General features: G+C 70.2%; 9 protein-coding genes. 5 read left to right on the forward strand and 4 right to left on the reverse strand.

The window, feature by feature from the left end; all coding sequences use genetic code 11:
- Positions 1-95 precede the first annotated feature (95 nt).
- A complete protein-coding gene (locus AOK01_RS36310) occupies positions 96-2,672 on the forward strand; it encodes a D-alanyl-D-alanine carboxypeptidase (protein ID WP_063792922.1) in 2,577 nt (858 codons plus the stop codon).
- Positions 2,673-2,892: 220 nt separating this feature from the next.
- Entirely contained in the window at positions 2,893-4,962 is a 2,070-nt protein-coding gene (locus AOK01_RS36315; RefSeq protein WP_055519278.1) for an ICP22 family protein, read from the forward strand.
- A gap of 30 nt (positions 4,963-4,992) precedes the next feature.
- Here the strand turns inward: AOK01_RS36315 and AOK01_RS36320 are convergent, their stop codons facing one another.
- Together AOK01_RS36320 and AOK01_RS36325 are read right to left on the reverse strand one after the other, a co-directional pair.
- Positions 4,993-5,508 (reverse strand): glutathione peroxidase, encoded by a 516-nt coding sequence (locus tag AOK01_RS36320; RefSeq protein ID WP_055519281.1) that lies wholly within the window; start codon positions 5,506-5,508, stop codon positions 4,993-4,995.
- A gap of 9 nt (positions 5,509-5,517) precedes the next feature.
- Positions 5,518-6,534, reverse strand: coding sequence for an ArsR family transcriptional regulator (locus AOK01_RS36325; RefSeq protein WP_055519296.1), 1,017 nt, complete (start codon positions 6,532-6,534; stop codon positions 5,518-5,520).
- A 112-nt stretch (positions 6,535-6,646) separates the two neighbouring features.
- Between AOK01_RS36325 and AOK01_RS36330 the strand changes: the two genes are divergently transcribed.
- Positions 6,647-7,843, forward strand: a complete 1,197-nt coding sequence (locus AOK01_RS36330; RefSeq protein WP_055519282.1) for an MFS transporter — start codon at positions 6,647-6,649, stop codon at positions 7,841-7,843.
- Here the strand turns inward: AOK01_RS36330 and AOK01_RS36335 are convergent.
- Both AOK01_RS36335 and AOK01_RS36340 read right to left on the reverse strand, forming a co-directional pair.
- Complete coding sequence (locus tag AOK01_RS36335; protein ID WP_055519284.1) at positions 7,821-8,186, reverse strand: PH domain-containing protein; 366 nt, start codon at positions 8,184-8,186, stop codon at positions 7,821-7,823. The two genes, AOK01_RS36330 and AOK01_RS36335, sit on opposite strands and share 23 nt — an antisense overlap.
- Positions 8,187-8,330: 144 nt before the next feature.
- Positions 8,331-8,990 (reverse strand): DNA-binding response regulator, encoded by a 660-nt coding sequence (locus tag AOK01_RS36340; RefSeq protein ID WP_055519286.1) that lies wholly within the window; start codon positions 8,988-8,990, stop codon positions 8,331-8,333.
- Positions 8,991-9,461: 471 nt separating this feature from the next.
- Between AOK01_RS36340 and AOK01_RS36345 the strand changes: the two genes are divergently transcribed.
- Positions 9,462-10,271, forward strand: a complete 810-nt coding sequence (locus AOK01_RS36345; RefSeq protein WP_079104045.1) for a hypothetical protein — start codon at positions 9,462-9,464, stop codon at positions 10,269-10,271.
- Between the two features lie 35 nt (positions 10,272-10,306).
- A complete protein-coding gene (locus AOK01_RS36350; RefSeq protein ID WP_055519292.1) occupies positions 10,307-10,783 on the forward strand; it encodes a hypothetical protein in 477 nt (158 codons plus the stop codon).
- Positions 10,784-10,968: the final 185 nt, after the last annotated feature.

Raw genomic sequence — 10,968 nt, forward strand, 5'->3', positions numbered from 1 at the left:
TGGTTCGGACACGCGTGTCCGGGCCGGGTGTGCACTGTTTTATGGGTTCATGGTTCGGTTGGGCGCACGGTGTGTGGCGCACGGAGGAGGCATCGGTGGCGGGCGAGTCCCCCGACAGGTCGAAGCAGCACGAGTCGTCGGCAGGAGCGACGTCGGGGAGTAAGGCTCCGGTTCCGGATCCGCGGTTGGCGGTCGCGCGGGAGGCCGTGACGGCGGCTGCCCGCGTGGACACGGCGACCGCGGTGTTCTCGACGAAGCGCTCCGCGGGTGCGGAGGAGGCGGGTGCGGAGGAGGCAGCGGGGCCGGCTGCCGGGAGTTCCCAGGGCAGTGACGGTTCTGCGGAGCCGGAGAGCGCCGCCGCGGGTGCTGGGAAGGGCACCGGGGGCGGCGACGCGCGACTGCGGAACGTCGTGGCGGCCTGGGCCGCCACGGCGGACGACGAGGCGCCTGAGGGCGCTTCTGTGGACGCGGACGAGGGGAGTGACCTCGGCGGCGGCTCCGGGGCGGGGGCCGACTCCGGCTCCGGTTCCGGCTCCGACGGCTCGGACGCGGACTCGGGTGCTCCCGCCGCGGACGGCTCGGACTCGGACGAGGACCCGGACGCCGATACGGGTGTGGGCGCGGCCCCGGGCTCCGAGCCGGAGGGCGCCGCTTCGGTGGACGCATCGGCCGAGGACGGCGAGACCGCCATCGCCGCGGAGCCTGACGTCGATGCCGATGCCGATGCCGACGCCGGAGCCGGAGCCGGGACCTCGGCCGAGGCTGCGGATGAGACTGCGGGCGAGCCGAAGGGCGAGCCGGCGTCCGCCGAGCCGGAACGTCCCGCTCCGCACGGCGACCCCCCGGCCAAGGCCGCCGACGTCGACGTCGATGCCGACGCCCCGAGCAAGGGCGGAAGCCCGGCCGCTGCTGCTGGTGCCGCCGACGCCGACCCCGTAGCGAAGCCGGAGCCGGAGCCGGAGTCGAAGTCGGAGCCGGAGCCGGAGCAGAAGTCGAGCCCCGCCGCCGACGAGGACAAGCCCAAGCCCCCCGTCGACCGGGCCACCGCCACCTTCAAGCGGCCGCCCTCCGTGGACCAGCCCACGGCCATGCTCAAGCTGGGCGGTGCCGAACCGGCAGCCGAACCCGAAGCCCCCAAGGCACCCAAGGCACCCAAGGCACCCAAGGTCCCCGAGAGCCCTACGGCTCCCGAGCCCGAGCGGGAAGTCGAGCGGACCAGCAAGTTCGTGGCCCTCAAGCCGCTCGACGAGCCCGCGCCGCCGAAGGCGGGGCCTGCCGCCCCGACGGCGAGGCCGCCCGGTCCGGCGCCGTTCCCGAAGGCCGCCGAGGCCGGCGTCACCCCGCAGGTCGGTCCGGAGCGCACGACCCAGCAGCCCCTCCCGCCGAAGCCCCCGCTGGACCTGCTGGCGGAGCTGACGAACACGCCGGCGCCCCGGCAGACCCCGGTGCGGACGATCGTGCGCCGGGTCAAGATCTGGACGCCGCTGGTGCTCCTGCTGGCCGTAGTGTTTGCGGTCGCACAGGTCGTACGTCCGTTGCCGTCCCCCAGCCTCGTGCTGACCGCCGACGAGTCGTACGCCTTCGAGGGGAACAAGGTCTCCCTGCCGTGGCCCGAGGAGGGGCAGGGCTGGATGGATGTCAACGGCGTCGGCACGGTCGACTCGTTCGGGGAGCAGAAACCCGTCGCGATCGGCTCGGTCGCCAAGGCCATGACGGCGTACGTGATCCTCAAGGAGCACCCGCTGAAGGCCGGCGCGGACGGCGCGAAGATCCCCGTCGACGCGAAGGCGGAGGAGGAGGGCGGCTACGACGCGAAGGGCGAGTCGACGCTCAACACCGTCAAGGAGGGCGACACCCTCACCGAGAAGGACGCCATCGCGGCCATCATGATCCCCTCCGCGAACAACATCGCGCGCCTGCTGGCCCGTTGGGACGCGAACGGTTCCGAGGCGAAGTTCATCGACAAGATGAACGCCGCCGCCAAGGATCTCGGGATGACCAACACCACGTACACCGACGCCTCGGGGCTGAAGGAGACCACGGTCTCCACCGCCGAGGACCAGGTGAAGCTCGGCAACGAGCTGGTGAAGATCCAGGCGCTGGTCGACATCACCAAGCTGCCGACCTGGGTGGACCCGTCCGGCAGGAAGTGGGACAACTACAACCGCCTCGTGCCGTACAACAACGCCATCGGCATCAAGACCGGCTCCACCACCAAGGCCGGCGGCAACCTGCTCTTCGCCGCCACGCAGGAGGTCGGCGGTGAGAACGTCATCGTCGTCGGCGCGATCCTCGGCCAGCACACGCCGCCGATCATCGACACGGTCAACGCGGTCAGCAAGACGGCGATGATCGCCGCCCAGGAGGCGCTGACCTCGCAGAAGATCCTGAAGAAGGGTGACGTCGTCGGGTATGTGGATGACGGGCTCGGGGGCCAGGCACCGGTCGTCGCCACCAAGGACGTCTCCGCGGTGGGCTGGGCCGGACAGACCGTCAAGCTGAAGCTGAGCGAGGACGGCACGTCCCTTCCGCACGAGGCGAAGGCGGGAACCAAGGTCGGCTCCCTGAGCGTCGGTGACGGTACGACGGGCGACGCGGTGGAGGTTCCGGTCGCGCTCCAGTCGGATCTCGCCGAACCGGGATTCGGCGCCAAACTGACCAGGGTGGCCTGACCAGGGTGGCTTGACCGACTGCCTGACGGGAACACGCCCCCCGAAGCGCTGAACCGGGCCGTACAGCGCTGAACCGCGCAGGGCCGACCGCACTCCGCCGACGGAGCCCCACCCAGGGGCTCTCCGGCGGGGTGCGTGCTAGCGTCGCCAGGATGGGGCAAGGCGGCCCGCCGCGGGGCCCGGCCGAGAGTGGAACAACGGGACACAGGAGTGCCAGCACGTGGCGACAGCGGAGCCGACGCATGCCGACGACGCCGAGCCGAGCCGAGGGGCCGGCCCGCGAATAGGAGTGCGTACCCGGTACGTCGAGGGCGCCGAGAGCCCCCGTACCGCCGAGCCACTCGAAAAGGCCGTGCCACCCGACACCTCCGCATCACGTGATCCCGGCGAAGGCCCGACCGGGCCCGGCGAGGATTCCGGTTCCGCGGCATCCGAGGACCCGGTAGACGCCGCCGAGCACCCGGAAGTCCCCGAGGGCCCAGCTGCCGAGGGCACAGGCGACACCGGCACCGACACTCACGCTGACGCTGACGCTGGTACCAGTACGGGCGTCGACACCCGTTTCCGGCGCTTCGTGCGGCATCCCGCGGTCCTCGCCACGGCGCTCGCGGGTGTCCTCCACATCATCTGGTTCTTCACGTTCGCGAACAGCGGGGGCGACCTCGCGGCGCAGGACGCGTGGGCCGAGTTCGTCGGGCGCAACCCCGGGTCCGCGTACAACCTGGCCTGGTACGGCGGCATGCACCCCGTGTCGTACAGCGTGGTGTCCCCGTATCTGATGGCCGTGCTCGGCGTGCGGACGACGCTGATGATCGCGGGGACGATCTCCGCCGGGCTGCTCACGCTGGTGCTGATGCGCAGCAGGGCCGTACGCGATCCCAAGTGGCCGGCCCTGGCCGGAGTGTTCGCGCTCCTGTGCAACGCGGTCTCGGGTCGGGTGACCTTCGGCCTCGGCATGGTCTTCGCGCTCGGCGCGACCGCCGTCGTCTTCTGCTGGCCGTACCGCTGGCGCTACAAGCGCTGGGCCAAGGCCCTGTGCGCGGCCCCCCTCGCCGCGCTCGCGACCGCCGCGTCCCCCGTGGCCGGGCTCTTCGTGGGCTTCGTCGCGGTGGCGCTGTTCCTGCAGAAGCGCCGTCCGGGCGCCTGGGCGCTGGGCCTCGCGCCCGCCGCCGTCGTGGGCGTCTCGGCCTGGATGTTCCCCTTCTCGGGTACGCAGCCGATGCTGTTCGCGTCGGTCCTGCTGCCTTTCACGTACTCGGTGTTCGTCTTCTTCCTCGTCCCCAAGGAGTGGAAGACGGTCCGGATCACGGCCGCGGTGTACGGGCTCGCCGTCCTGCTCGTCTGGCTGATCAGCTCGCAGATCGGCTCCAACATCAGCCGCCTCCCGATGCTGCTCGGGGGCGTCGCGCTGATCGCCGCGCTGCCCTTCACGGTGCCGCGCTCGCGCAAGTGGTACGTGATCATCGTGGCCTTCGTGGGCCTGAACACCTGGATCGGCTTCAAGGCCGTGGACGACATCGTGCACACGACGCCCGCGGCGTCCTGGGCCCGCGAACTGGCCCCGCTCGTCAACCAGCTCCAGGAGGCCGGCGCGGACAAGGGCCGCGTCGAGGTCGTACCGGCCCGCTCCCACCGCGAGGCGTCCGCGCTCGCCCCGTACGTCAACCTCGCCCGCGGCTGGAACCGGCAGGCGGACATGGAGCGCAACCCCCTCTTCTACGACGACACGCTCAATTCCGCGAACTACCACGAGTGGCTCCAGCGCTGGGCCGTCCACTACGTCGTCGTCCCCAAGGGCGAGCCCGACGGCGACGGCGGTGAGCGCGAGCGCGAGCTGGTCCAGCGCGGGATGACGTACCTGAAGCAGGTCTGGGGCGACGCCAACTGGCAGCTCTTCGAGGTCACCGACCCCACGCCGATGGCCGACCCGCCCGCCGTCGTCGACCGCGCCGAGCAGGGCGAGCTGACGCTGGAGGTCAAGCGGGCGGGGCGGGTGCTCATCCGGATCCCGTACTCGCCGTGGCTCGGGCTCGTCGACGCGGAGGGCAAGAGCCTGAAGCCGCCGCAGGAGACCGAGGAGTCCAAGCAGCGGGAGGACGGCGTGCCGAAGACGTACGACAACGTCAACGGCTGCCTGATGGAGACGGAGGAGGACGCCATGGGGGACCAGTGGACGGAGCTGCTGGCCCCACGCGCCGGCACGTACCGCCTGGCGGCGCCCTACCAGTTCCCTCGGGGCACCGGCTGCCCGGAGGAGTTGCGCGCGGAGGTCCGCGGAAGCGAGGGGTAGGGCACCCGGCGGCGCGCGCCTCGCCTCGCCTCAGCCGAGGTGGGTTTCGACCGCCGACACGACCTCGGCCGACTCCGGCTCGGTCTGCGGTGCGAAGCGCGCGACCACCGCGCCGTCCCGGCCGATCAGGAACTTCTCGAAGTTCCAGCGGATGTCACCGGTGTGCCCCTCGCCGTCGGCGAAGCCGGTGAGCCGCTCGTACAGGGTGTGGCGTCCGTCCCCGTTGACGTCGACCTTCTCGGTCATCGGGAAGGTCACGCCGTACGTCGCCGAGCAGAACTCCGCGATCTCCTCGGACGTACCGGGCTCCTGGCCCATGAACTGGTTGCAGGGCACCCCGAGCACGGTGAAGCCCTGCGCCGCGTACCGCTCGTGCAGCCGCTCCAGGCCCGCGTACTGGGGGGTGAGCCCGCACTTGGACGCCACGTTGACGATGAGGACGGCCTGGCCCTTGTACTGGCCGAGGTCGGCGGAACCGCCCTGCAGCGCATCGATGTCGACGTCGAGAGCGGAGGTGCCGGAGATACCCGCGTTGTCAGTAGTCATGAACGGATGCTAACTCCGGCGCACTGCCGCAGGGGCGGCGCCCTGCGCCTCGACGAGGACCTCACCGGCGGCCGTCCGGTAGTAGAGGACGGACCGCCCCGAGCGCCGCCGCCGCACCAGCCGTGCGTCGAGCAGGACCTTCAGATGGCGGCCGACCGAGCCGAGCCCCTGCCCGGTGACGGCGACCAACTGGCTCGTACTCATGGGGGAGTCCAGCAGGGCGAGGACGCCGGCGCGTGCGCTGCCGAGCAGCCGGGCGAGACTCTCGGGGGCGACGGACGCGGTCGGGGAGGACGGGGCCCGCGGTCCGGTGTGTGCCAGTACGCCCGAGCACGGGTACACGACCGCGTACCGGTGGGGTTCCTCCCACGACACCCACCCGTGCCGCTGCACGGTCACCGGTACGAGGACGAGTTCCGCGCCCGATATCTCGCGGGGCGGGTACTCATGGAGGTTGACCTGCAGCCGGTTCTCGCCGAGCCAGCGCATGCCGGGCCGCATCGCGCCGAGCGCTGCCGCCCAGCCCTCCTGGCTGAGCCGGGCGGTGCGGGCCACGACATCCGCTTCGAGCACGCGTCGGCGGCGGGGCCAGTCGGGTCGTACGGCCTCGGTCCAGACGTGGGTGAGCAGGTCGGCGGCGCGTTCGGGGAGGTCGTCGCGGTCCCGGAGGACGGCGGGCAGCGGACCGCGCAGGGCGACGGCGAGGTGGGCGCGGGCGGCTTCGGGCGGGACCTCGCGCACCCGGGCGACCTCCGCGGCGAAGTCCTCCTCGCCCCGCGGGGTGGGCGTGAGGAAGTCGGCGATCCACTCGGGGCCGAGCCCTGCCCGGACGAGGGCGGCGGTGACCGGATCGGCGGCCAGCCGCCGCTCGTAACCGACCAGATGGGTCTTCAGCCAGGCCCGTTCGCCGGGGTGCGCGGCCGTGCCGGCGTGCAGCGCCTTCAGACAGGCGAAGGTCTCGGCGAGCGGAGAGAGCACGAAGCGACTCCCGGCCAGGGTGTCGGCACTGACCTGCCACCAGCCCATCTCCGCCCCCTTCCCCTTCCCCTCCGCCTCCGCCTCCGGCTTCCGAGGCACATTGTTTCGCGCGGACGCGAAACAGTAACGCTCGCTCCGGCGCGGGTCCGAGACTCCGGGCATGCGTACGACGTACCGGTCCCTCTTCCGCACCCCGGAGTTCACGCCCCTCTTCCTGGCCTCCTCGGCGCAGGTGGCGGCCCAGACGATGAGCGGTCTCGCGCTCGGCACACTGGTCTACCGGGCCACGGACTCGCCCCTCCTGTCGGCCCTCAGCATGTTCGGCCCGTCGCTCGCCCAGGTCGTGGGCGCGACCACGCTCCTGTCGGCGGCCGACCGACTGCCGCCGCGCGCCACGATGACGGGCACCGCGCTGGCGTTCGCGGCGGGTACGGCGCTCCTGGCGCTCCCCGCCCCCCTCTGGACGCTCTTCGGCCTGGTCCTCACGCTCGGTCTGGTGGCCTCCCTGAGCGGAGGCGTCCGCTGGGGCCTGCTGAACGAGATCCTGTCCAAGGACGGTTCCGACGGCTACATCACCGGCCGTTCGGTCTTCAACATGGCGAACGGGGTCACGCAGATCACGGGCTACGCCACGGGAGGCGTCCTGATCGCGTTCCTGTCCCCGCGCGGCACCCTGCTCACGGCGGCGGCCCTGTACGCGACGGCCGCGGCGGTCGCCCGCTGCGCCCTGACCCCCCGCCCGCCGAGAGCCACGGGCCGTCCGTCGGTGGGCGAGACCTGGCGCACGAACCGAACCCTGTTCTCCGCGGGCTCCCGCCGCCACCTCTACCTCGCGCTCTGGCTCCCCAACGGCCTGATCGTCGGCTGCGAGTCCCTCTACGTCTCGTACGCTCCCGAGCACGCGGGTCTGCTCTTCGCGTGCGCGGCGCTGGGCATGCTGGCGGGGGACGTGGCCGTGGCCCGCTTCGTCGGGCCAGTCCTGCGCCCACGGCTGGGCGTACCCCTGCTCCTGTTGCTGGCGGCCCCGTATCTCCTCTTCGCCCTGCGCCCGAGCCTGTCCCTGGCCGCGGTCCTCGTCGCCCTGGCCTCCGTCGGCTTCGGTGCGAGCCTTCTCCAGCAGGAACGGCTCATGGCCGTCACGCCGCCCGAACTGTCGGGCCACGCCCTGGGGTTGCATTCGTCCGGGATGCTGGCGATGCAGGGCGGCGGCGCGGCGCTGGCCGGTTCGGCGGCCCAACTGACGTCACCGGCGACGGCGATGACGGTGACGGCGGCCGCGTCGATCGCGGTCACGCTGACGCTGGCACGGGGGCTGGGGCCCGGGCCCCGTACGGCTATCGCGCCACGAACTGGGTGAGTATGGCCTGGACCTCGTAGATGTCGACGCCCTTGGTGAAGGTCTTCGTGATGGGCACGGACGTGCCGGAGATCCAGATCTTCAGCTCGGCGTCGAGGTCGAAGGTGCCGGCGGTCTCGACGGCGAAGTGCGTGATGCTGCGGTACGGGACGGAGTGGTACTCCGTCTTCTTGCCGGTGATGCCCTGCTTGTCGACCAGGATGAGGCGGCGGTCGGTGAAGAGGATGGTGTCACGGATCAACTGGAAGGCGGCGTGGACCTGCTCGTTCTGCCCGAGCAGTCGCGCGTAGTCGTACTGGGCTTTCCCCGGGTCGACGGTATGGGCGTTTCCGAACAGTGCCATGGCGAACCCCCTGGTGGATGCGTGAAGTCACCCGATGCTCGCACCGCGGCGCAGGGGAGGCGAGGCTTGTTGCCCGACTGTCTTGAGGGCGGGACCACCCGGTGACGTACCGCCCTCTTCCCCGCCCGCCCCCGGGGGCTCCGTTCAGAGGTCGGCCACGTCGACCAGTCCGTCCTGGACGGCGCGGGCCACCAGGCTCGCCTTGGTCCGTGCGGGGCGGCCGACGTTCGCGTACTTGATCCGCACCCGGTCCAGATAGGAGTTGACCGTCCGCACGGAGATGTTGAGACGCTGGGCGACCAGTTCCTTCGACTCCGACTGGAACCACTCGATGAGCACGTCCTCCTCGCGCGCGGAGAGCTGGGGGCGGTCGGCCCGGGCGTTCGTGCCAAGGGCGCCGGCCAGCGCGGGCGCCATGTAGGGCCGCTCATCGGCTGCCGCCAGTGTCGCCTCGACCAGGTGCTGCTGGCCCTCGCTCTTGGTCAGGAAGGTCGCGGCTCCCAGGTCCAGGCAGTTGAGCGCCGTCTTCTCGTCGTCCCGCATCGAGTAGACGACCACCTGCCGTCCGGCGTCGACGAGTCTTCGCAGGCTGCCGAAGGCGGGGCCGCCCTCGCCGAGTTGCAGATCCAGGAGGACGACATCGGCCGTGCTGCCCGGCGTGGTCCAGGCCAGTTCCGCGGAGGTGCCGGCCGCGACCACGGTGATGGGGCGCTGTGACGCGGCGTACCACGCCTGTATGCCCGAGAGGATGGCTGGATGGTCGTCGACGACGACCACGCTGACTGGTGCGTTGCTGCTACTCATGCCGGGTCAACTCCTGGAGGCCGCCGGTCTTCTCCAGCCGGCCTCGCGTTCGTGTCCGTCACCTGGAGACCCCCATGTCGCTTGGGGAACAGGGTAGTTGACCTGCGGTCGACCTCTGCGGTCGACCTCTGCGGTCGACCTGCGATGCAGGCCGAGCGCCGATGTGCTTCCGGAGAAGCCCGGTGCGGGTGGCGGCCGTTCCTTGTGGGGCGAACGACCGTCACACTCAGCGACCGGTCCGGGCTACTGTCCGGGTCAGGAAGCCGAGTTCGAGGAAATCGACTTCGGGCTTTGTACCGAATACGGGGGAAGGGCTGACTTCGGATGAGGCAAAGGGCCTTTGCCGCTGTCGTTGCTGTTGCGGCTGTGGCGACCGCTTGCTTCACGGCCGGTTGTGGCGCCGGATCGTCATTGTCCGGCGGTTCGAGTTCCGGCGAACCGGAGCAGGAGCGGAATCAGGAGCGGGCGGCAATGGTCGCGGCCGCGGAACTCCGGGATCTCACCGTCGAGGAAGAGATCGAAGTGGAGCGTGCCGAACAGAAGCTACTCAAGGCGTGCATGGCGGAAAAGGGATTCCCCTACTGGGAGATTCCGGTGCCCGTCGTCGATGAGCGCAGAGCGGGCCTCTATGTGATGGACGATGTGCGGTGGGCCAAGAAGTACGGGTACGGCCGTGTCTTCCAGGAGAAGGCGGAGAAGATACGTCTGACCCACCCGACCGTCACCTACCAGAACAAGCTGCCCAAGGAGAAGCGGGCCGCCTATTCGAGGGCGCTGGACGGCGACTGGCGTGACGCGATGAAGGTCGAGCTTCCCGGTGACGTGGGCACCGTCGAGACTCCTCGTGGAGGGTGCGCCAACGAGGCACGGAAGAAACTCTACGGCGACCCCGAGACCTGGTTCGTCGCACGCAGGACCGTCACGGGCCTGATGCCGCTCTACGTGCCCGAGGTCATGAAGGACAAGAGCTTCACGGTGTCCCTCAAGAAGTGGTCGAGCTGTATGACAGACGCCGGCCGCCCCTTTGTCAACCCGGACAAACTCCGTGAGCAGCGCACTCTGCGTACCGAGGGGATGCCGTCCGCGGAGGCCCACGAGTTCGACACGGAACTGGCCGTCATCGACGCGACCTGCGCCAAGGAGACGTCCCTGGCCGAGATCACCCACTCTCTCGAAACCAAGTACCGGGCGAAGGCGCTGAAGCGGTACGGCAAGGAACACGTCGACTACCGAAAGATGCGGCTGCACGCCTTGGCGGAAGCCAAGCAGATCCTTTCCTGAAACAGTACTTCCGCATAGACAAAGGAGTTCTTGCCGTGCGCAAACTGTCCTCGCTCGCGACCATGGCGACGCTGGCCGGCCTCGTGGTCATCGGTCCCGTCCCCAGCGCTTCGGCTGCCGCTGCGGCCGCCACGTGCCGTGACAACTACGACGGGGCTACGGCCGGCTGGATGTACGCCTACGACAAAGCCAACTGTGAGGGCTATCTCGGCGGCGCCCAGCTCGATGACAACAACTGGGGAAACAGCCTTGGCGGCTTCCAGGGAAGCGACGACAACAAGGCCACCTCGATCATCAACAAGGGGGAATACTCGCAGGTGAAATTCTACAATTACACCCGCCCCCATGGTGACGACCTGAACCCTCACATCTGCCTGACGCGCGCAGAGGGCTTCGCGTCGAACCTCAGCGACGACTACTGGGAGGGATTGAAGCTCTTCGGGACCGTCAACAACTCGATCAGCGCGCACCAGTGGGTGGACACGACCTCCTGTTCGGCCCTCGCGGAGTAATCGACCCGATTACCGACCGCACCAAGATGAAGTGGGCGCGATACAGCGACGTGACCGGCGCGAGGTACGACTGCCGCTGAGCAGAGCGCGGGTCGAACGGGTTCCCGTTCGGGGGAGTTCACGGGGGCACGGGGATACGGAGGGTGCAGGAGCACGGGGGTACGGGCTGTCGCGTATACACATCT

It is taken from the genome of Streptomyces aurantiacus, assembly GCF_001418335.1.
Taxonomy (GTDB): Bacteria; Actinomycetota; Actinomycetes; order Streptomycetales; family Streptomycetaceae; genus Streptomyces; species Streptomyces aurantiacus.

Excerpts from the sequence above, each read along its gene's own strand:
- AOK01_RS36320 (WP_055519281.1), bottom strand. The coding sequence starts at position 5,508 with ATGACTACTGACAACGCGGGTATCTCCGGCACCTCCGCTCTCGACGTC.
- AOK01_RS36330 (WP_055519282.1), top strand. The coding sequence starts at position 6,647 with ATGCGTACGACGTACCGGTCCCTCTTCCGCACCCCGGAGTTCACGCCC.
- AOK01_RS36335 (WP_055519284.1), bottom strand. The coding sequence starts at position 8,186 with ATGGCACTGTTCGGAAACGCCCATACCGTCGACCCGGGGAAAGCCCAG.
- AOK01_RS36345 (WP_079104045.1), top strand. The coding sequence starts at position 9,462 with ATGGTCGCGGCCGCGGAACTCCGGGATCTCACCGTCGAGGAAGAGATC.
- AOK01_RS36325 (WP_055519296.1), bottom strand. The coding sequence starts at position 6,534 with ATGGGCTGGTGGCAGGTCAGTGCCGACACCCTGGCCGGGAGTCGCTTC.
- AOK01_RS36340 (WP_055519286.1), bottom strand. The coding sequence starts at position 8,990 with ATGAGTAGCAGCAACGCACCAGTCAGCGTGGTCGTCGTCGACGACCAT.